Annotated in this window: 15 protein-coding genes; 9 read left to right on the plus strand and 6 right to left on the minus strand. The window is 60.7% G+C overall.

Going from position 1 to position 21,855, the window contains the following annotated elements; all coding sequences use genetic code 11:
* The first annotated feature begins 376 nt into the window (after positions 1 to 376).
* The 7 genes from ACFFNA_RS12445 (at position 377) to ACFFNA_RS12475 (ending at position 9,481) form a co-directional block, all read left to right on the plus strand.
* Entirely contained in the window at positions 377 to 2,821 is a 2,445-nt protein-coding gene (locus ACFFNA_RS12445; protein ID WP_378918564.1) for a PAS domain-containing protein, read from the plus strand.
* The gene (locus ACFFNA_RS12450; protein ID WP_378918566.1) at positions 2,818 to 3,465 is read left to right on the plus strand and encodes a response regulator transcription factor; all 648 of its coding nucleotides are present in this window, start codon (positions 2,818 to 2,820) and stop codon (positions 3,463 to 3,465) included. The genes ACFFNA_RS12445 and ACFFNA_RS12450 overlap by 4 nt, the downstream gene beginning before the upstream one ends.
* On the plus strand, positions 3,462 to 3,863 hold the full coding sequence (locus ACFFNA_RS12455) for a response regulator (RefSeq protein WP_378918568.1): 402 nt from the start codon (positions 3,462 to 3,464) through the stop codon (positions 3,861 to 3,863). Before ACFFNA_RS12450 ends, ACFFNA_RS12455 begins: the two co-directional genes overlap by 4 nt.
* Entirely contained in the window at positions 3,853 to 4,605 is a 753-nt protein-coding gene (locus ACFFNA_RS12460) for a response regulator transcription factor (protein ID WP_378918570.1), read from the plus strand. Before ACFFNA_RS12455 ends, ACFFNA_RS12460 begins: the two co-directional genes overlap by 11 nt.
* 150 nt (positions 4,606 to 4,755) lie before the next feature.
* Positions 4,756 to 5,055, plus strand: coding sequence for a hypothetical protein (locus ACFFNA_RS12465; RefSeq protein ID WP_378918572.1), 300 nt, complete (start codon positions 4,756 to 4,758; stop codon positions 5,053 to 5,055).
* Positions 5,056 to 5,392: 337 nt separating this feature from the next.
* Entirely contained in the window at positions 5,393 to 8,293 is a 2,901-nt protein-coding gene (locus tag ACFFNA_RS12470; protein WP_378918574.1) for an ATP-binding protein, read from the plus strand.
* 387 nt (positions 8,294 to 8,680) lie between these two features.
* Complete coding sequence (locus ACFFNA_RS12475) at positions 8,681 to 9,481, plus strand: sensor histidine kinase (protein ID WP_378918576.1); 801 nt, start codon at positions 8,681 to 8,683, stop codon at positions 9,479 to 9,481.
* Between the two features lie 152 nt (positions 9,482 to 9,633).
* Here ACFFNA_RS12475 and ACFFNA_RS12480 read toward each other — a convergent pair whose 3' ends face one another.
* The 6 genes from ACFFNA_RS12480 to ACFFNA_RS12505 all read right to left on the minus strand — a co-directional run bounded on the left by ACFFNA_RS12480 (position 9,634) and on the right by ACFFNA_RS12505 (position 19,985).
* A complete protein-coding gene (locus ACFFNA_RS12480) occupies positions 9,634 to 9,870 on the minus strand; it encodes a hypothetical protein (protein ID WP_378918578.1) in 237 nt (78 codons plus the stop codon).
* Positions 9,871 to 10,318: 448 nt separating this feature from the next.
* Complete coding sequence (locus ACFFNA_RS12485; protein WP_378918580.1) at positions 10,319 to 11,473, minus strand: efflux RND transporter periplasmic adaptor subunit; 1,155 nt, start codon at positions 11,471 to 11,473, stop codon at positions 10,319 to 10,321.
* Between the two features lie 92 nt (positions 11,474 to 11,565).
* Positions 11,566 to 14,739: an efflux RND transporter permease subunit gene (locus ACFFNA_RS12490; protein WP_378918582.1), complete on the minus strand. Its 3,174-nt coding sequence runs from the start codon at positions 14,737 to 14,739 to the stop codon at positions 11,566 to 11,568.
* A 322-nt stretch (positions 14,740 to 15,061) separates the two neighbouring features.
* Positions 15,062 to 15,787, minus strand: a complete 726-nt coding sequence (locus ACFFNA_RS12495; RefSeq protein WP_378918854.1) for an alpha/beta fold hydrolase — start codon at positions 15,785 to 15,787, stop codon at positions 15,062 to 15,064.
* Between the two features lie 745 nt (positions 15,788 to 16,532).
* Positions 16,533 to 18,821 carry an FdhF/YdeP family oxidoreductase gene (locus ACFFNA_RS12500; RefSeq protein ID WP_378918584.1) on the minus strand — a complete coding sequence of 763 codons (2,289 nt, stop codon included), beginning with the start codon at positions 18,819 to 18,821 and terminating at the stop codon, positions 16,533 to 16,535.
* Between the two features lie 99 nt (positions 18,822 to 18,920).
* Positions 18,921 to 19,985, minus strand: coding sequence for a helix-turn-helix domain-containing protein (locus ACFFNA_RS12505; RefSeq protein WP_378918586.1), 1,065 nt, complete (start codon positions 19,983 to 19,985; stop codon positions 18,921 to 18,923).
* Between the two features lie 415 nt (positions 19,986 to 20,400).
* Between ACFFNA_RS12505 and ACFFNA_RS12510 the strand changes: the two genes are divergently transcribed.
* Positions 20,401 to 20,790, plus strand: a complete 390-nt coding sequence (locus ACFFNA_RS12510) for a response regulator transcription factor (protein WP_378918588.1) — start codon at positions 20,401 to 20,403, stop codon at positions 20,788 to 20,790.
* A 383-nt stretch (positions 20,791 to 21,173) separates the two neighbouring features.
* Positions 21,174 to 21,833: a response regulator transcription factor gene (locus tag ACFFNA_RS12515; protein ID WP_378918856.1), complete on the plus strand. Its 660-nt coding sequence runs from the start codon at positions 21,174 to 21,176 to the stop codon at positions 21,831 to 21,833.
* Positions 21,834 to 21,855: the final 22 nt, after the last annotated feature.

Here is a 21,855-nt window from a genome sequence, read left to right on the forward strand (position 1 = left end):
TGCTTTGCGGCTACTGGCCCTTCCTTGCGGTTATCACCCCTGGGGTCGCAGAGTGTGCCCATCGGTGGATGCTGGGTGTCCAGTCCGGGTCTGTCGGTCCCGAGGGATGCAGATCGGTGTCAGTTCGGCCGGTGCGCCGGGGATCCACGTATTTGAGCGTCACCTGGTGCTGTCCGCCCAGTTCACGGTGCTACGGCAGCGGCGGGCGAACGGCTGTCTATCACATCTTTCCATTATGCCTGGGCGGCATTCTGTTCTGATATAGTGTGGTAGAAGTCCGACATCTCGGGGGACCGATTGTGTTGTCTTCTCGCGGGGGCGAGGCCCTGATGCCGCTTGGCGCGGCAGCAGTAGCCGCGTCGGGAGGTGTCCAAAAATGAAAGCAATGCCGCCGCTGCGGAAGTATGGCTCGACAATAGCCATTTCCGGCGCCGGCTTGTTGGTGTTCTGGCTGTCCAGCGAACTGGCAGCGACCGCCGGACCGAATGTTTATGTGCGTTTGGCCCTCCTCGCCGCAACTGCGATCTTGACCGGTTTTTTCATTCAAGGGCTGCAAAGGCAGGGTGCGTTGGATCGCGCTGGGTATGACGCGCGTGAGTTCTTGGAGAGCATTCCCGGACTGGCATGGATCGCCGACACGGAAGGCCGGTTGACCAAGGTGAACACGAGCCTTCGGGATTATCTCGGCACCGTCGACACCAGCAATCTCCATTGCCGGCAGGTTATTCATCCGGAGGACTTCGACCGAACTGCAGGCCTCATGTCGCAATGCCTGGAGAATGGCCAAGAATTTCATGGCGCATACCGGCTTCGTCGCCACGATGGCACCTATCGCTGGTTCCGTGTCGCGGCTTGCCCCAGGCACGATTGGAACGGCAAGTTCATCGAGTGGTATGGAATCCTGCTCGATATCGATGACCAGAAGGTCGCGGAGGAAGCCCTGCGCGCGAGCGAGCACAGTGTCCGGTCAATACTCGACAACATCCCGGGGCTGATCGCAACCGCTGACCCCGAAGGCAATCAAGACTACGCCAACAAGACGCAAAGGGACTATCTTGGACTGGATCTCTTCGAGCTGAGTGGGCTGGGCTTTCTCAGCATCATTCATCCCGACGAACGCGACAGCGTAGCGGCAGCACGGGTTCGTAGCATTCAAACCGGCGAGCCAATGGACCGCGCGTACCGCATGCGGCGATACGATGGCGTATACCGCTGGTTCCATGCGCGCGTCGACCCAATCTTCGACGAAGATGGCAAAGTCGTACGCTGGTACGGCCTGTTCACCGACATCGATGACTTGAAGAGAGTGGAACAGGCTTTGGAGGCCAAAGAGTTTCAGCTCCAGCGGCTGATCGACGCTCTTCCGACACTGGTCTGGTCCGCCCGCCCAGACGGGTCCACCGAATTCCTGAACCGGAGATGGCTCGAATACACGGGGCTATCGCAGGAGCAGGCAACCGACTGGAATTGGACTGCCGTCATACATTCGGACGATCGAGACCGGCTTGTCGAATACTGGCGATCTCTGCTGGCATCTGGTGCGCCGGGCGAGATCGAGGCACGGCTGCGCCGCTTCGATGGCCAGTACCGCTGGTTCCTTTTCCAAGGCGAACCAGTGCGCGATGCCTCCGGCACTGTGATCCATTGGTTCGGAAGCAACACCGACATCGACGATCGCAAGCGGGTCGAAGAGGCATTGCGAGCCAGACAGTATGAACTCCAGCAGCTTGTCGACACCATACCGACACTCGTCTGGTCCGTCACTCCCGAAGGTGAACCAGCCTACATCAACAAGCAGTTGGAAACCTACTACGGCCGCAAGATCGACCACAGTCAGCCCAAGGAGGGTTCCAAGCTGGACGGGGCACTTGGACGCCTTATGCATGCCGATGACTTGGAGGCTGTAAAGGGAAACCTGATGCACTCGTTGAAGACCGGGGAGCCTTTCGCCATGCGGTACCGCAACCGCCGGGGCGATGGCGTCTATCGCTGGGTTGATAATCGCGCCCTGCCGCTACGGGACGACAATGGCCGCATCGTGAAATGGTATGGCGTCATCATCGACATCGATGACGAGATGAGAGCACATGACGTCGTTCGTGCGACGCAGGACAAGCTTTCGCGCGCTTCGCAGCTTGCGAGCCTCGCCGAGCTGTCGGCATCGATCGCGCATGAGGTCAATCAGCCCTTGGCGGCTGTCATCACCAACAGTCATGCCTGCCAACGCTGGCTGTCGGCGGATCCTCCAAACCTGCAGCGGGCACGCATTACCGCGGAGCGAATAGTTCGCGATTCCATGGCAGCGGCCGAGGTCGTCGGCCGAATACGAGCACTCTTCAAACAGACCGCTTCGTCCAGAACTTCAATCAATCTCAACGAGGTGATCGGCGAGGTGCGTCAGCTGATGTTCGATGAAATAATCTCGCAGGGCATCTTCGTTGAGACGGATCTCGATGCGGCCCTGCCGCCAGTGCTCGCGGACCGCGTGCAGATGCAGCAGGTGCTGGTCAATCTGGTCCGCAACGGGATCGACGCAATGAAGTCGACAATCGACGTGTCGAAATCACTGAAGTTTGGATCACGCCGCTATGGAGAGAATGCGATCCTGGTCGACGTCCGCGACAACGGCGACGGAATTGCCGAACCAGAACGAATTTTCGAACCGTTCTTCACGACGAAGGAGGGGGGGATGGGTATGGGCCTGGCGATCTGTCGCTCGATACTGGAATCACACGACGGCCGGCTTTGGGCAGAGAGCATCGAGCCGAGGGGAACGGTGTTCTCGTTTACGCTGCCGATCCAATCGGGCGACTCGGCATGACCCAGGACGACTGTATCGTTTTCATCGTAGACGACGACCAGCGTATATGCGAGGCGCTGTGCGAGCTTCTGGCGGCAAGAGGCTTGGCTTCCGTCGCCTTCAACTCGATTGCCGACTATCTAGCTTTTCCCCGGCCGGACCTGCCCGGTTGCCTGATCCTCGATGTCGAACTCCCGGACATCAACGGGCTGGAATTCCAGAAACAGACCGACCACGAGCAACATCCGCCTATCGTCTTCATCACCGGACACGGCGACATTCCATCTTCTGTACGCGCCATCCAGCGCGGCGCCGTGGACTTCCTCACCAAACCGTTCAGCGAAACCGAGTTGATGAAGTCCATACACACGGCGATCGATCGGGATTGCTGCGTCCGCCTGGAGCGGTCCGAGCTTGTGACGCTACAGCGCCGCCTTTCCTCCCTGACCTCTCGCGAACGCCAGGTTCTGCCGCTGGTCGTCAGCGGTCTGCTCAACAAGCAGGCGGCTGCGGAACTTGGGATCAGTGAGGTGACGCTGCAAATCCACCGCAGCAAGATCATGCACAAGATGCAGGCAGCATCGCTGGCCGATCTCGTGAGGATCGCCGAAAGGCTGCAAGTACCAGTAACCCATTCTCGGCGCGCGGGAACATCTTCGAAATGAAAGCTGCACGGAAATCAATGATCGCGGTTGTCGATGACGACGTTCGGGTCCTCGAGTCGATCGAGGACCTCCTGGAGTCGGCGGGGCACTCGGTTCGTCTGTTCTCATCTCCTCAGTCGCTCCTCGAGCGCGACGTGTTGCGTAAGATAGATTGCCTGATTGCCGATATCGGCATGCCAGTTGTCGACGGCTTCGAGCTTCGCCGGCGAGCGCGAAGTGTGCGCCCCGACTTGCCCGTCATTTTCATTACGGCGCGCCATGAAGCCGCAGACCAAAGGCGCGCGGCTGCTGAAAGTCATCATGGGTTCTTTCGAAAGCCCTTCGATGCTTCAGCACTGCTTGCGGCGGTCGCCCTGGCTGTTTGGCCTCATTCCAAGGGGAATAGTGATGACAAGTGATCTGATGATCCGAAAATATGAACGCCTGGTGCTGCGACCGACGCAGTCATACGCTCGTCCGGTGGCTGCCCCCATTTATGCTCGGACTACCCAAAATGCGTTCGTCTTCATCGTCGAAGACGATGTTTCGATGCGCGAAGGGCTGGTCGATTTGTTGGAATCCGTCGGTTTGCAGAGCGAGGCGTTCTCGTCTCCGACCGAGCTGTTGAACATGGAATTGCCCGACCTTGCGAGCTGCTTCGTGCTGGACATTCGTATGCCCGGCATCAGCGGTCTCGACTTTCAGGCCCGCCTTGTCGCAGCCGGCGTCCGTATTCCAATCATATTCATGACCGGCCACGCCGACGTTCCGATGGCGGTGAGAGCTATGAAGGCAGGTGCCGTCGACTTTCTGACGAAGCCGTTTCGCGAACAGGAAATGCTGGATGCCGTCACAAGAGCCATCGAGCTGGACGGCATGCGCCTCGATAGCAATCGGCAGGCGATCGAGACTTTCACCCGGTTTCAGTCGCTAAGCGAGCGCGAACGCGAGGTGATGGATCTCGTGACGGCTGGATTGATGAACAAGCAGGTTGCCGGAAGGATTGGCGTGGTGGAATCCACGGTTAAGATTTATCGGGCTCAAGTCATGAGAAGGATGGGCGCGCAATCCCTGGCGGATCTGGTCAGGATGGCCGAACTGCTGCGCTCGGCACCTGCTCCAATAACCAGCCTCAAGGCTATTCTGGATAGACCTAAGTAGTAGTCCAACCCGCCGATCGGATACGGATCTGTACCAAGCCAGAATGGAGGCTCGGACACGCTTGCTTTATCCTTGCGCTCTCTCCGCGGCAGCGCGTGGAACGACATTCTGCCCGATAGCTGTCGAGGGGGGCTTGGAGCGGGGTCATCGATGTCGGAGTTGCAGGACATTCTCGACTGGAGCGTGGCCGAAGGAGATTTGCCCTTCGTTGTCGGCATGGTGGGTGACCGAAACGGCGTTCGCTTCTCCAAGCGCAACGAGGCCGACATCGTCGGAATGCGCTCTGCAGGTTCGCAGAGCTGGGCCGGTGTGCTCAATTGGCACTATTGGTTCGACCCGAAGAAAAACGTCGCTGCCGTCGTCATGACCCAGTCACGGCCCTTCGTGGAACCGCGTTGCATGAAGCGCTACGGCGAGTTTGAGCGGGCGGTCTACTCCCAACTGCCATAGGAGCTTTCCAAAGCTACGATCAGAAAGTGGACCTGCCAGAGCCAGGATTGGTCCAATACAGATTTGCGGAGCAAAATCCCTTACCTCCGACCGCGCCTTTCAGCCTTGAACGGACATTGGTCCCAGACCTCATCAACAAGGACTAGCGCAATGCATTCCATCTGCTGCCACCGAGAGAATTGTCGTTTCTTCGCGTCGCGCGGCGCGGCACCAGGATGCGTTGGTGGCTCTGGTTCGCTACTTCCTTCGGACGCCGCTCAACATGACCCCGGAGGGCCGGCCTTGACGAGTTAAAGGTCGTAAAAAGATGCAAACAAGGCCGCCCGGATCTTCGAGCATGAGGTTGCCAGGAGCCGGGTCGGCTGTCATCACAAGTGGCGACGAATTGGAGACCGGTGAAATCTTGTCTTTCGGCTCCTTTCGCTTGATCGGGGCAGCGCGGGTGCTCGTCCGGGATGGCAAACCTGTCGCCATCGGCGGCCGCGCTCTCGACGTTCTGATTGCGTTGACCGGCCGGCCGGGTGAGGTCGTGAGCGGGCGAGAACTGATCGATCTCGTTTGGCCGGGCGTCTTCGTCGAGGAAGCCAATCTTCGCGTGCACATCGCCGCCCTTCGCAAAGTGCTGGGGGACGGCAAGGATGGCGTCCGATACATCGTCAATGTTCCCGGCCGGGGCTACACCTTCGTTGCACCGGTCCGGCGCCCCGGCTCGGGCGACACTGCCCCGATTGCCGCTCCTGCAAGCCCCGCGCGGCCCCCGAATTTCCCGACACCCTTGCAGCTGCTGGTCGGCCGCACCGAGACCGTCACCGCACTGTCCTCGCTGCTCTTGTCGCGGCGCTTCGTCAGTGTGGTCGGACCAGGTGGAATAGGCAAGACGACCGTCGCCGTGGCAGTCGCCAATGCGCTGCGCCAGGAATTCGGCGACGATGCGGTTTGCTTTGTCGACCTCGGTTCGCTCACCAACCCGGCAGACGTTCCCAGTGCCGTCGCCTCGGCACTCGGCTGCTTTGTCCAGGGCCCGGATCACGAGCCGTACATACGCGCCTTCCTGGCTGACAAGCGGATTCTCGTCGTTCTCGACAATTGCGAGCATGTGATCGAGACGGCCGCGCCGCTCTGCGCACGCCTCCTTCACGCAGCGCCGTCGGTGCACTTGTTGGCGACCAGTCGTGAGGCGTTGCGCGTTGAGGGCGAGTATGTGCATTTGCTGATGCCTCTCGACAGTCCGCCTGACGAAACGCCATCTGCCGTTCAAGCGCTGGCTTCGCCCGCCGTGCAGCTCTTCATGGAGCGGGCGGCATCGAGCGGGCACCATGCCCAGCTCAGCGACACCGAAGCCCCAATTGTCGCGAAGATCTGCCGCCGGCTCGACGGGATCGCTTTGGCGATAGAGCTTGTCGCCAGCCGTGTGGGTGCCCATGGCATTCAAGGAACCGCCGATCTCCTGGACAGCGGCGCCGAGCTGTTCCTGCCGGGCTGGCGCAGCGCATTGCCTCGGCATCAAACGTTGCAGGCCATGCTCGACTGGAGTTTCAGGCTCCTGTCGGCGGACGAGCAGAGAATTCTCTGCGGGCTGTCCGTGTTCGTTGGCCAGTTCACGCTGGCGGCGGCGCAAGCGGTCGCGGGGGACGCCGATGGTGAGACGCAGACAGTCACCTCCGCGATCGCCAGCCTGGTCGACAAGTCCCTCATCGGGGTCTTGTCGACGAGCGGACCTGCTTGTTACCGGCTATTGGATACGACACGCGTCTATGCTGCGGCCAAGCTCACCGAAGACGGGCAAGCAGAAGCCGCCGAACGACGTCACGCTGGCTACTTCACCGGCCTTCTCAAGCAGGGCATGGCCAAAGGGTCGGCTTTTGATGGCCACAACGTTACCGTCCACGCTCCCCACATCGGTAACGTTCGCAAAGCGCTCGCATGGAGCTTTTCCAGCTCGGATGACCGGTCTCTCGCCATTGAGCTGGCTGCCCATGCGGCTCCGCTATTCCTGGGGCTTTCACTGCTGGATGAGTGTCAGCAATGGTGCCGGCGAGCCCTGGGCGCGCTGCAGGAGGCGGATCACGGGACGCGATGGGAACTGGAACTCCAGGGAGCCCTGGCGATGTCATCCATGTACACCCGCGGCAACAGCCTGGAAGTCAGGGCCGGGATCGAGCGCGCCCTGGAACTCTCCGAGATTTTGCAGGATGGAAGGCATCAACTCCAGCTGCTTTCCGGACTCTACATTTTTCTCACGCGCCAGGGCGACTTCAGCGGGGCGTTGGCGGCCGCCAAACGAAACGCCGCCGTTGCCAAGGCCAGCGGAGGCCCGACCGAAAACGCAATGACGGAATGGATGTTGGGTGGATCATATCACTTGACCGGCAATCAGGCGGCTGCGTTGCGCCACTGCAAACAAGGCTCGAAGCTGGCGTCGGATTTCAGGCTGGGGAGGGTGAGCTTCTTTGGCCACGACCACCATGTATCGGGGCTCGCAACGCTCGCCAGGTCCTTGTGGCTGTGCGGCTTCGCGGATCAGGGTTGCACAGTCGCACGTCAGGGAATCAACAGGGCGCAGAGCTACGATCACCCAGTCTCATATTGCATTGCTCTCATCTATCTCGTCCCTGTTCTCCACTGGAGTGGCGACTTTAGAGCAGCGGAAGAGCATACCGAAATCGTAATCGAGCAGGCTATCAAATACTCCCTTGCTCCCTATCGCGCCGTCGGCCTCGCGCTGAAAGGTGAACTCATGGTCGCGAACGGCGTTGCGCCATCGGGCGTCGAGATCTTGCGGGCGGGGCTGAAGGCGATGGATGCCGATCAGTACCGCATCGTGACGCTGCCGACGCGGCGTGCCCTGGCCGAAGGACTGGCCCTTTCCGGACGACCGGACGAAGCTTTGGCCACGATAGACGAGGCTGTGGCGCGTGCTGAGCAGGTCGGCGAGATATTGTGGTTACCCGACTTGCTGCGGGCCCAAGGCGAAATCCTGCTGACGCAGCCGCGACCTGACCTTCCGGCGGCTGAGCGTGCACTGCTTCGCTCGATCGATTGCGCCCACAAGCAATCGGCCTTGAGCTGGCAGCTGAGAGCCGCAATCCCGCTGGCGCGCATGTGGAGGAAGCACGACCGGGGCAAGGACGCCCGCTCCATGCTCGAAGACATCTATCAGCGATTTACAGAGGGATTTGGAACGCGAGACCTCGTTACCGCGCGCCGACTTCTCGAAGAGCTGAGCTCGACCAACTGAGCTCGGCAAACCAGTCGCGGTTCGCCTTCAACCCCATGGCTCTTTCATGTCTACCGCCAGGCGTCTGGAGCGATCCGCCACGCATGGGCTTATTCACTGTCTGTCTCGGGCGCGAATATTTACAGCTATTTGCAACGCTAAACTCGCATCACAGCTCATAGGGCGGATAATCCATGGCATGAAATTCGAAGCAATCGCCACGCTGGAGGGGTCATAATGTGGGACACTCGCATAGCTTCATCACACCGAACGCTCCGGAAGATTTCCTCCCGGGCAGAGGAATAGTCTCATCGCCCCCATTCGCAAGGTCAGGCTGATTGATCTTCTGCAGCCCCCGGTACCGCCCACGACCAAATCGCACCCTCTTGCCGTAGGAGCCCGTACCTCATGTATGGCACCCAATCGACAACAATAAGCGAGCGCGCGGTGTGCATCGCGCATGAAGTGAACCAACCGCTTACCGCCATTCTGACCAACGCGGAAACCGCCTTGCTGTGGTTGACGAGAGACCCGGCGAATCTCGATGAGGCGAAACAGGCCATCGAACGGATCATCGGCAACACCCTTCGCGCCGCCGATGTCGTCAGAGGTGTTCGGGATCTGGTCCGAAAATCCGCGCCCATAGCGGCTAACCTCGACATCAACGACTTGATCAAGGACCTCCTCAATCTCGTCAGCCTCGATCTGCGCCTTCACCGCATCGCGGTCGAGGTCGAACTCGCTGAGAACCTGGAGCCGATCAGAGGCGATCACGGTCAATTGGAACGGGTCGTCGCCAACCTGGTCGCGAACGGCATCGAGGCGATGAGCACCGTGCAGGATCGGCAACGAAAGTTGCGGATCAGCACCCGGCTCGACAAAAATGGGGATGTGCTGGTTGCAGTCGAGGACACGGGCACGGGGCTCGATCCAGCGCTGGTCGACCGCATCTTCGACCCCCTGTTCACGACCAAGTGCGAGGGCATGGGTTTGGGACTGTGGATATGCCGCTCTATCGTCACGGCCCACGGCGGCCGGCTGTGGGCCACGCCCAATCTTCCGCACGGCAGCATTTTCCGGTTCGTCGTCCCAAGCACGGTTGGGCCAAGCACGGTTGGGTCAAAAAAAGTTGCGCCAAGTCGATGCCGGCAGACGATGCGAACGAACCGCCAGGTCGAAAGGTTGGTTATCGGCGCTGCATGTTCATGATCTCGTTCGGCGGCATGAGAAGTCGAACATGCCTGGATTGGCTTTCCTACAGGCGGCTGGTCTCGGCGCCTGTGGCATGCACGTAGACTTCATGCTGCAGACCCCGCCGCTCCTGAGAGACGGCGGGGTTGCTGTGAGATGGTAGGGCCTTCTCATTCACCCATGAACTGCTGGAGGAGGTTCCTGCCCGCAGTCGAATGGGTCTTGGACGAGCTGATGCCGTCAAACCATCCATTCTGCGAGAAGTCGCCGTATTCGCTGCTGCCATGCTCAGCGTTACGGCCGTGATCGCCGTCGCGGCCGCCGTGCGACGAGGCGGCAAAGGCCCCGGTGAGCGGGATGGCGACGATCATCGCGGCAAGCGCCGCCTTCAGAGGGATAGAACGCATGATTAAATCTCCTTTTCGTTGAGGAAGGCGGCCATTTATCTACCGCGCATTCCGGCTACAGGCACTCGGGAACCTTTGAGTTACGATGTTCGTCTCGCCTCTGCTGTTCTCGGCCTGCATCACTTATCTAACAACTATCGGAAGTAATACATAGTATATCAAGGTATCATGCATGTATAAGGTAGTATGGAGAGTCGGTGTTCGGCCCGTGTATGGCGCCAAGGACGATGGTCTCGATTTTTCACGCCGAGCGCCCTTGAACTGAACCAGGGTGAACGTGAACGGAACTAATGCATGTCGCTCAAAAGTGGCCCCGGTTTTGAGGCGACATGCATGGAAACAAAGACGTAAAGCGTCGCATGAATCCGTTTCGACGCGACGCGCTTTGGGTGTTTGACTTTATGCATGTCGTTCTCGCAAAACCGGGGCCACTTTTGCGCGACATGCACTAGGGTGTCCCGACGGCCGCAGGACTGATCTGCACCTTGCTGCCCTCGGCAAGTTCGACCGGCGGATTCAGGATCACCAGGTCACCCTGTTTGACGCCGTCACGGACCTCGACCTCCGTTCCGAGATCGCGCGCCACCGATATCTTTCGAATATGCGCAATGCCGTCCTCGACCACGGCAACCTGCAACCCATCGGCGTTGAAGATGATCGCATCCGCCGACACGGAGAAGCTGGGTGTCTTGCGCGGGATCTGGAGTTCGACCGTGCAATAGGTGCCGGGCGTGAGGACACCGTCAGGGTTAGGAATGTCGATTTCGGTCAGCAAGGTCCGCGTGCCCGGTGCCAGCGCATCGGCAATCCGCGTCACGGTGCCCGGGAAGGTACGGTCGGGGATTTCGGGGACCTGGAGCACAGCCTTGACCCCCGGGGTCAGTCCAAAGGCCTGGTCCTGGGGGACGTAGACCTGGGCACGGATCACATCCCCCTGCATGATGGCGAAGAGGAAAGTGCTGTTGGTCGTGTCGGCCTGCACCAGGCTGCCGATATCGACGTTGCGTTGAGTGATGACGCCGTCGAACGGGGCGACGACCTGCTGGTAGGCCTGTTGCTGGTCGAGCACGCGCAGCTGGTCCTGCTGTGCATTCACATTGGCCTGCGCAACGCCGACAGCCGCCTCCTGTGCCTTGAGGCTTTGGACGTCGATCGTACCCTGCTGCTTGGTGATCCAGCCCTGGTCCACCAGGGGTTTGTCCCTTTGCCACGTCACCTTGGCCAGATCGAGATTGGCTTGTGCCTGTTGCAGCGCCGCCTTGAGCTGTCCCAAGGTTGCCTGGGCCTGCAAAATCTGGTCATCGAGTTCCGGCACGGCAATCTTGGCCAGCAACTGTCCCTTCTTGACCTTGTCTCCGATATCGACCTCACGCGTCTCGATATAGCCGCTGGCTCGTGCGAAGATGTCGGCGACGTCGTAGGCAGTTGTGGTGGCGGGCAGACTGACTTGCATGATGTCGTCGCTCGGCCTTACCGCCGCAACACGCACCTGCGGGATGAAGTCACGCGCCTGTTCGGCGGCCGCCGCGAGTTCGCGGTTGCGCGAATAGTATCCCTGGAAGCCATAGGCCAGTCCCGTCGTCAGCAGGGTCAGCGCGCCCAATGCAAGCAGCCAGCCTCCGCCTCGGCGCGGCGGCCGCTCCGTTGCGCCATCCATCAGCGTGTCGTCGGGCTGATCCAGATGGTCCCTCGGCTTCATGCGATTTCCTCGTCGAAGACGCCGTGAGCCGTCTTGCCGTCCTGTCCCCTGCGCAGCATTGCGAACAGGTACGGCACGACGAGGAGCGTCGTTGGCGTTGCAAACAAAAGTCCCCCGATGACCGCGCGCGCCAGCGCGGCATTCTGCTCTTCGCCCGCTCCGCCGATCGCCATGGGGACCATGCCGACGATCATCGCGGCCGCGGTCATGAGCACGGGCCTGATCCGGGTATGACCGGCTTCGATCGCCGCCTCGAACGCGGACTTGCCCGCCAACTGCTGGTCGCGGGCGAAGGTCACGAGCAGGATGGAATTGGCCGAAGCGACCCCGACCGCCATGATCGCCCCCATCAGTGAAGGCACGTTGAGCGTCGTGCCCGTGATGAACAGCATCGTCACGATGCCGCACAAGGTCGCCGGCAAGGCAAGGATGACGACGAAGGGGTCGCCGAAGTTCTGATAGTTTACGACCATCAGCAAGTAGACGAACACGGCGGCGAACAGGATGCCGATGCCGAGGTCCCAGAAGGCATCGTTCATGCTCTGGATCTGGCCTATGACCTGGATGTTGTTTCCAGGCGAAAGCTGCTTCCGCAGGTCGGCAACGACCGCGCTGATCTGGTTGGAGACACCTCCCAGATCACGGCCCTGGACGCTTGCATAGACTTCGTAGACCGGCTGGACGTTCGCCTGGTTGGCGTTGGTCGGGAGACTGTCGCGCTTGAACGTAGCGACGTTGCTAAGCTGCCCAGGAACCTGTGCACCGGCGGTGTTGATAGTTGAGGAAACGGGCGTGTTGCCGAGATCGTTCAGTGACGCGATCTTGTTTTCCGGCGTCTGAACGGCGAGATAGTAGGGAATGCCCGTGGTCGGGTCGGTCCAGAAGTTCGGCGACACCTGCTCGGAGGAACTCAGGCTCACATTGATGTTGTTGGCGATCGTGCTGGCATTGAGCCCGAGCTGCGCCGCCCGCGTGCGATCGATATCGGCATAGAACGCCGGCGCGTCGACTTCCTGCTGCAGGTGTGCGTCGACGACACCGGGAATGGCTGCGATGCGGCGCCGCAGTTCCATCGCGATCCGCAGATTGGTAGCGCGGTCATAGCCGACCGTACGGACATCGATCTGCGCCGGCAGTCCGAAATTGAGGATCTGCGTGACGATGTCGGCCGACTGGAAGTAGAACAGAACGTCTGGAAATGCGCTGGGCAGCGCCGCGCGCAACTTGCGCACATAGTCGGCAGTCGGCGCGTGGCCGTCTTTCAATGCGACCTGGATCACACCGTCATTCACGCCGATGGTCGATCCATCCGTGAACGCCAAATTGTAGGCACGCGCCGGCAGGCCGATATCGTCGACGACAAGCTGGAGGTCGCGATCGGGAACGATTTCGCGGATCTTGTCCTCGACAGCCTGGAAGATCTTCTCCGTCTCCTCGATCCGGGTTCCCGCGGGGGCCCGCACATGGAGTTGGATCTGGCCGCCGTCGATCGCGGGAAAGAAATCGCGACCGACGAGCGTCGTCAGCACAGCGCCCAACGCGAGCACCAGGGCTGCAATGACGGGAACGATGAACCGGCGCCTGAGGAGTACGGCCAGCAACTCGGCATAGTGCAGGCGCATGGCCTCGAAACCACGTTCGAACCTGGCGTGAAACCTACCGAACCAGCCCGTCGAGGCGCCGTGGCGCTCCCTTTTGAGCAGCAACCCGATGGTGATTGGGGTGAGCGTCCTCGAAAGTCCATAGGATGCGAGCATCGCGAACACGACGGCAAGACCGAGCGGCGTGAACAGATATTTTGCCGGACCTTCCAGAAAGACCACCGATGTGAACACGCAGCTTATGGCCAGCGTCGACACCAGGGTCGGCACGGCGATACCGGCGGCTCCATGCAGCGTCGCCTGCGGCAGCGTCTGTCTTTCCTCGGTGAGCAGGCGATGGGTGTTCTCGAGCGTCACCGTCGAATCGTCGACGAGTATGCCAATCGCCAGCGCCAGGCCCCCCAGCGTCATCGTATTGAGCGTTTCGCCCAGGAAATACAGCGCCACGACCGACGACAGGATCGCAAGCGGGATCGAGATCATGACGACCAGCGTCGATCGCCACGATCCGAGAAACAGCAGGATCATCAGGGCGGTGAGCGCGGCCGCGATCACGCCCTCCCGCAGCACGCCGGCAATCGATTGCTTGACGAACACCGACTGGTCGAAGAGCTCTCTGATTTCCATGCCGGGAGGCGCCGCGGCACGCGCCGTCTTCAAGGCATCCCGAACGGCATCGACAACCTCCAGCGTCGAGGCATTGCCGTTCTTGATGATACTGAGCAGAACCGAATGCCGGCCGTTCTCGCGAACGATGTTCTGCTGAACGAGCCATCCGTCATGGACCTGGCCGACATCCTTGACGAACACCGTGGCGCCATTCACGACCTTGACCGGAATATTGTTGAGCTCGTCGATGGTTGCCGGCGTGGCGTTGGTGCGCACGACATACTGTGTGTTGCCGATCTTGGCGGTGCCCGACGGCAAGGTCAGGTTCTGGGCGTTGACCGCACTGACGACGTCGAGCGGCGTCAGGCCCTTGGCCAGGAGCTTCGACGGGTCGAGGTCGACCATGATCTGGCGATATTTTCCGCCCGCGGGTGTTGGCAGCGTGACACCCGGGATCGGGGCCAGTTGCTGGCGGATCCGATAGATGCCGTAGTCGTAGAGCTGCTGTTCGTTGAGGGTGTCGGAGCTCAGGCTGATCTGCAGGACCGGCACGCTGGAGGCGTTGAACTGCACCACGAGCGGTGCCTGGATTCCCGGTGGCAGGAGGGCGCGAATGGCGTTTGTCGCCGAAACGATCTGAGCGATCGCGAGATCGAGATTCACATCCTGCTGAAAATAGATCTTCTGGACCGACAGTCCCCCTAAGGTCTGCGCCTCTATGTTCTTGATGCCATTGACGTTGGAGCTGATCGCATACTGGCTGTACGTGGTGACGCGCTGTTCCATCTCTGGCGTGCTGAGGCCGCTATAGCTCCAGATTACAGTTACCACCGGAATGTTGATTTCCGGAAAGACGTCCAACCGCATCTCGCGACTTGCAACGCCGCCGAGAAAGAGAATCAAGGCAGCCAGCACATAGAACGTATGCGGAAATCGCAGCGCGAACCGAACGATACCCATGTCTCAGCCGATGACCTTCCTGGCGACGTTAGTCGGAACGGCTCGAGCGATGAACGTCGCCGTATTGCCGGATTTTTGTGAGCGTCTCCGAAATGACTTTGCGCCCATTGCTTTGAATGGCCGGGCGCAATCCGCCCCATGGCCGGCGCGACCGGTCAGTCATCGTTGCTTGGCACGAACTGGTTTGGGCACATCAGTGCAGTGAGCGAGACCAATCCAGCATGTGGATGCAGCGCGCAGCGGGCGGGTCGTCGCCGGGACGGCCCGCCCAGGCCGTCAGGCCCGTCCGCATCGCTTCGCCGGGGCAGTTTCAAATCCAATGTCATCGGCCCGCAGCAGCCAGAATGAGGTCGGCGACCTCCTTGGGATGGGAAACCAGCGACAGGTGGCCCGCATTGATCTCCACTGTTGTCGCGTGCATGCGTTTCGCGAGAAACCGTTCGAGGTCAGGGTTGATCGTCTTGTCCTGCTTCGACACCGCATAGAACGATGGCTTGGAATGCCATGCAGCTTCGCTGGTTCGTCCGCCGAAGATAGTCGCTGCGGTGGGTTCCTGAACCGCATACAAGATCTTCGCTTGCTTGGGCGCGACACCGTTCGCGAAGTATTTCAGGAATGAATCTTCGGACAATCTGGTGAAACCATCATTCACCTGGATGCCGGCCCGGACGGGTCCTGTGGGAAATTCTGCGGAGAGAGCGACGAAATCCTCACCGGCATCCGGTGCTCGCGCAGCCACATAGACCAGCGATGTGACCTTGGGATCAGTTCCCGCTTCGCTGATGACGGTGCCGCCCCAGGAATGCGCTACCAGCACGGTTGGCCCATCCTGCAGCGCCAGCGCTCGGCGCGTCTCGGCGACCGAGTCTGCCAGCGACGTCAGTGGATTCTGCACCGCGGTTACGCTCAGGCCGGCTGCCTGAAGGAGCGGGATCACCTCGGCCCAGCTCGATCCGTCCGCCCACGCTCCGTGCACGAGCACGACGTTGCGCGCCACGGTATGCGCGGGCTTGGGTGCGGGCTTGGTATTGTCGGCGGCGTCCGCCACGGCGACTCCCGACAGGCCGAGAGTGATGGCAATTGCGATGGCGTTGATGATCTCTCGCACGGGTCTCTTCCTTCCCTTTTTGCAAACAATCGAACGCGCCGATGACCGATATGAGGGCCGGCGATGCGGTAGCAAATCCTGCGGCCGGCTCCGTTGCCGAGGCAGCTCGTTGCGACAATCTCGATTTCGCGGTTCGGCGTCTTTCAGAAACGCCCCTGCCTTTCTCGCCGCGCACGGACAGGTCCGGTGGCGAACGTGACGGGCGCGCCAGCCGTCCGCAACGACCGAAACCACAAAAAGGGCGGCGGATCGCTGATGCGACCCGCCGCCAGTTCGGGCGCCCGCGGGAGGAGCGGACGGGCGCCTCAGGTGTTCGGCAGAATGGTGCGTGCGCGGCGTGCGTGGGAGCTTCGCCTCCAACGCAACGCTTCGCCGCGTGGAAGAGGTTGGGCGACAAACATTGGATGAGGGGCAAAGAACAGGGCGACGAGAAGTCGCGTGGCGGAAAGCTCGTCGCCGGCCGTCGGCAGCGCCAGCATCGCACACTCCCAAATCCGTTCCGCTTTCCTTTCGAAGCAAATCTCGTAGACGTCAGTGAACGACTAACACCTCGAAAAGTATTGCCATTGGGCCCGTTCGCTTTTGTGAAGGAACGTTCGCCTGAGAGATGCGCACGATCTCGAAGCGGCAGGGAAAAAGTTCATCGTGAGAGGTGAACCGAAGGCGCGCGAGTTCGCACCTATGATCAACCCGCCTCGGTACGCGAGCGCGAAATGCGAATCGGAATTGCTTTGTAGGAGGGCGTGAAGCTCATCGGATCATGCGAATAGAGCGGCACGAGAGGGTTTGCCTCGGGATAATAGGCAGCACAGCTGCCATTCGGGAACGAATACGGGACGATCCGAAAATTGGACAGGCGGCGTTCAACGCCGTCGGTGGACACAGTGATCAAGTCGACGCGGTCGTCGCCTTGGAGGCCACGCCTTTCCATCTCCTGTTCATTGAGGAAGACCACGTCGCGCTGACCGAAGACACCGCGATAGCGGTCGGACATCGAATATATCGTTGTGTTGTACTGATCATGACTGCGCACCGTCGTCAGCCATAGTACGTCGAGACTGTCCTGGGGCGGATCCTCGCCGAGGCCGTCGAAGACAAGGAAATTCGCCTTGCCGGAAGCTGTCGCCCAGATGCGTTCGCGCGCGCTTGACGTCAGATGGAAGCCGCCCGGGATGCGAATGCGGGCATTGTAGCCCTGGAAGATCGGGAACACGTCTTCGATCGCGTCGCGGATAAGGTCGTAGTCGGCGGTAAAGCTTTCCCAGTCGACGACGGAACGTGCACCCATTGTTGCCCGCGCAATGCCGGCGACGATTGCAGGTTCGCTCCTCAGGTGCTCTGACGCCGGAACATTGCGGCCCGCCGACGCGTGCACCATCGACATCGAATCCTCGACCGTGATCGACTGCGGCCCTGTTGCCTGGAAGTCGATTTCGGTGCGCCCGAGGCAAGGCAGGATCAGCGCGTCGCGCCCGTGTATCAGATGGCTGCGATTGAGCTTGGTCGACACTTGGACCGTCAGGTCGAGCTTGCGCCAGGCAGCGCGTGTCACCTCCCAGTCGGGGATGGCGGACACGAAGTTGCCACCCATGGCGAAGAACACTTTCACCTTGCCGTCTTTCATGGCCTCCAGCGCGGTCACGACGTTGTGGCCGTGCTGGGACGGCGGCTCGAAGCCGAAGCGGTGCTCAAGCCGATCGAGAAATTCCTTTGTCGGCGTTTCGGTGATGCCGACCGTGCGATCGCCCTGGACGTTGGAATGGCCGCGGACGGGGCAAAGCCCGGCGCCCTCACGGCCGATATGACCGCGCAGCAGCGCGAGATTCGCCAGCTGCTGCACGCTTTGTGCGCCCCGCCGGTGCTGCGTGATGCCCATGCCATAGACAACGATCGCTCGCTCGGCCTGCATATAGGCGCGAGCGGCGTATTCGATGTCGTCGCGAGCGAGCCCTGACTGAGACACGATGTCTTCCCATCGCGTCGCCCGCAGGTTGGCGGTGAGAGCCTCTATACCCGTCGTATGGCCCTTGATGAAATCCCAGTCGAGGATCGCCGGCAGTTCGCCTGCGCGCGCCGCATCGTCTGCCTCCATGAGAACTTTCATGAGTCCCTTGACGACTGCGACGTCGCCGCCGACACGCACCTGATAAAGCTTGGCGCTGATCGGCGTCGACGTAAGCGTTGCCATTTCGATCGGGCTCTGGGGCGACTGGAATCGCTCCAGAGCGCGCTCGCGGAACGGATTGAAGGACATGATGGTTGCGCCGCGCCGCGAGGCGTTGCGCAGGCTCGTCATCATGCGAGGGCTGTTCGTGCCCGGGTTCTGTCCGAAGATGAAGATGCAGTCCGTCTTGTCGAAATCGGAAAGCAGGCAGGTACCCTTGCCGACGCCGAGCGAGTGCGGCAGGCCGACGCTGGTAGCCTCGTGGCACATGTTCGAGCAATCAGGGAAATTGTTGGTGCCGAACTCGCGCACAAAGAGCTGGTAGAGGAACGCTGCCTCGTTCGAGGTGCGGCCGGATGTGTAGAACTCGGCCATGTCGGGAGCCGGCAATCCGTTGAGGTGGCGGGCAACGGTTGCAAAGGCCTCGTCCCAACCGACCGGCACGTAGTGGTCGGATGCGGCGTCGTAGGCCATCGGATGGGTCAGTCGCCCAACCATCTCGAGATCGAAATCGCTCCAGCTTGAAAGCTCGGCAACGGTATGGGCGGCGAAAAACTCCGGCGTGCAGCGTTTCGCCGTGGCTTCCCAGGCAACCGCCTTGCCCCCGTTCTCGCAAAACTCGAAGGATGAAGTGTGTTTGGGGTCTGGCCAGGCGCAGCCGGGGCAATCAAATCCCTCCGGCTGGTTCATGCGCCCCAGAGTGGCCGCCCCCTTGATCGGGATTCCCTGCTCGACAAGGTGTTCGCCCAGCGCCTTGAGCGCTCCCCATCCGCCGGCCGGGGCATTGTAGGGACGGATATCATTGGCCATCGGAGATGCCTTTACGGAGAGCTGAAGAATCCACCCTGGGCAAGGAGCATTCCGGCAAGCAACATCTTTCCATCGCAGTGGTGTTGCCAGCGATGTCGACTATGTTGCGCCGGCAGCGCTGCGGGGTGGCAACTCTCCCGGAGATTCCAGCTGAATGGGCCGCGTATCCGACCCACAAGGCGGGTAGCGCCAACAGGCGGGATCGCTGCCGGAAGGGCGATCTGCGACATCCCTGCGATTGCCGCAACGCCAGCGATAGGGTGTCTCGCCAACGAAACGTCTGAAGACCGTGGTGAAATGGGCTTGGTTCTGAAAGCCCACGCTCAGCGCCACATCGACCAGGGTCATGTCGGTCTCGATGAGCATCCGCTTGGTGCGGTCAATCCGTCGCCGCTGCAGGAATTCATGCGGGCGAATGCCGGTGGCCGCCCGGAACTGTGCGGCAAAATACATTCGGCTGAGCCCCGCCACTGCTGCCATGTCGGCGAGCGTAATCGTCTCATCGAGATGTGAATCGACGTATTCGACGACGCGCTTCCACCGCCATTTCGGCAGGGCGGCCGTAGCGCGTGCCGTTCGCTCATCCAAGTCTGGCTCCGGATCTGAGCGCAGCGTGAGCAAGCGGGTTACGATGGCAAGGCGGACTGCGTCGGCATAGAGGTTGCCAAATCCATCATGACTGCCTACGGCCGCCTCGAGCGCTCTGGAAAGACGCTCCACGACCGGATCAGACGAGTGCCGTTCTGGGACCAGCTCGGCAAGGCCGAGGTCCCGGGGCGCGTGCAAGGTATTCAGCCCGTCGATCGCACTTCGGCCTGCTTCGGCGAATTGCGCCATGGCCGCCCTGGGCACCGCCGCGGGATCAGCATTTGCATGCATCGTCAGACCGCGGCGACGGGGTTGCAGCATCGCTGCGGCGGACACCGAGATAACGACATTCATATGAGTGAGGGGGATCGAAATCATGCCGGAATCTGGCGCCGCCGGGTAGGTGCCGCGGCTTGCGTCGAATGGGTCGAACAATGACGAGCCGAATTCAGGCGTTCGGGGCGGGCCGGCGGCGTGCATCGGTCGGGCCATGCCGTCGCGTTGAGGAAGGACGGGCTGATCTTCTCCCGGCTGCCGATCGTAATATTCGAATTCAGACAATGAGTGGAACTGCATTGGATCATGCTCCTTTGCCCTCAGAATTTTCTTCTGCTTGCTGGGCCAAGGTACACGGGTGGGAAACCTGCTCCATTGAATGGCAGTCTGAATGAATCATATCATCAGTTATGTGGCATATACGATGGTATCTACTATTGGCGGCGGCGCCTTGGGCGCTCTGGCGATGACGGCAACTTGGGCAGGGAGGCCGCCGGCGCCATGCGATAATGATATCACCGTGCAATTGAACCGTGACGCCTGGCGTAGCCGTGCGGTTCTCCGACCGGTCGCCAGGTCACGGCATCGCTGCCTGTGAACCTCAGCTCGCTCAAACCTCTGTATAATTTCGGCCCTGGCCCCACGCTGTATGCTGGTCCTGAGATGACATCGCGCCCGGCGACGCCGGGCGATACAGTCTCCGGGGGACACCGAGGTGCCGAAAATTCCGATGGTTGCCATTGTTGACGACGACGAGGCGGTCCGCACGTCCATCGCGAATCTGATGCGTTCCTTCGGCTTTGTCGCGAACCTGTTTGCCTCGGGCGAGGAACTCTTGCGTTCGCCCCGGCTCGCCGACGCCTGCTGTGTCATTACCGATGTGCAGATGCCGGGAATGAACGGTTTGGAACTGCAGACGTTGCTCCTGGCACGTGGCCACACCGTTCCGGTGATCCTTATCACGGCCTATCCTGACGAACGCACCCGGCAAAAGGCGCTCGCTGCGGGGGCGGCAGGCTTCTTCTACAAGCCTTTTGACGCCGCCGCCATGATCCAGTGCATCGCCGATGCGCTAAACTGGTCACGCGAAAACAAGCCGGAATGACCTCTTCGTGGTGATCCGAGCGCTGCCACCCTCCATGCTCTTGGAGCAAAGTCGCGTGCGTTCCAAATCGGCATTTGCGTTCGTTCCGGAAAGATTGCCGCCAACCTGTGCGGTTGAATTCCAGGCCGGTTTCGGTGATCGCCTGTCTGGCACCGCTGCGCAGAGGGCGCGACTGTGGAGCATCAGCACGCATGAGTTGTGCCGGTAGGTGGATCGGCGGTGTTGTGTATTTGAACGAACCGTCGCGGAAGCGGTCCGATCTCCCCGGGCATTGCCGACAGTCGCGACCACGTCTCGCCCTGGCGGGCCTCGTTGCCAAATTAATATGCTAAGATGGCGCTGTGTCATTCCGCAGCAGGAATCGTGAGAGGCGTATCGCTATCGTGACAGCAGGTTCCAAACCAGGCCGAACCGCGTCGACCGCTTTTGCGTCGACCGTCTATGTCATCGATGATGACAACGCTGTCCGGGATGCCCTGAGCGGTCTGTTCAGATCCGTGGGGCTGCATGTCGAGCTGTTCGCCTCCGCCAGCCAATTCCTGCAGGGCAAACTGCCGGAAACGCCAAGCTGCCTCGTGCTCGATATCCGGTTGCCCGGCGTAAGCGGCCTCGATTTCCAGGCTCATCTTGCAAAGTCGAACATTCAGATGCCGATTGTCTTCATGACCGGACACGGCGATGTCCCGATGTCGGTGCGCGCGATGAAAGCCGGGGCGATCGATTTTCTGACCAAACCGTTCCGGGACCAGGACATGCTTGATGCGGTCTTCGGCGCGCTCGAGAACGACCGCATAAGGTGGGAATCCGACCAGGAAGCGGCGACGATATCAGCCCTGTACCAAACACTGACTTCTCGCGAAAAGGAGGTCATGTTTTTCGTGACCAAGGGCTTGATGAACAAGCAGATCGCGGGCGAGATGGGCCTCAGCGAAATTACGGTCAAGATCCATCGCGGGCATCTCATGCGGAAGATGGCGGTCCGAACCTTGCCCGACCTGGTACGGATTGCAGAACGGTTGGGCCTTCGAAGCGTAAACCACTAGCGATGGCAAAGTCGTCGTCCAG

This window comes from Mesorhizobium kowhaii, assembly GCF_042431665.1.
GTDB classification, from domain to species: Bacteria; Pseudomonadota; Alphaproteobacteria; order Rhizobiales; family Rhizobiaceae; genus Mesorhizobium; species Mesorhizobium kowhaii.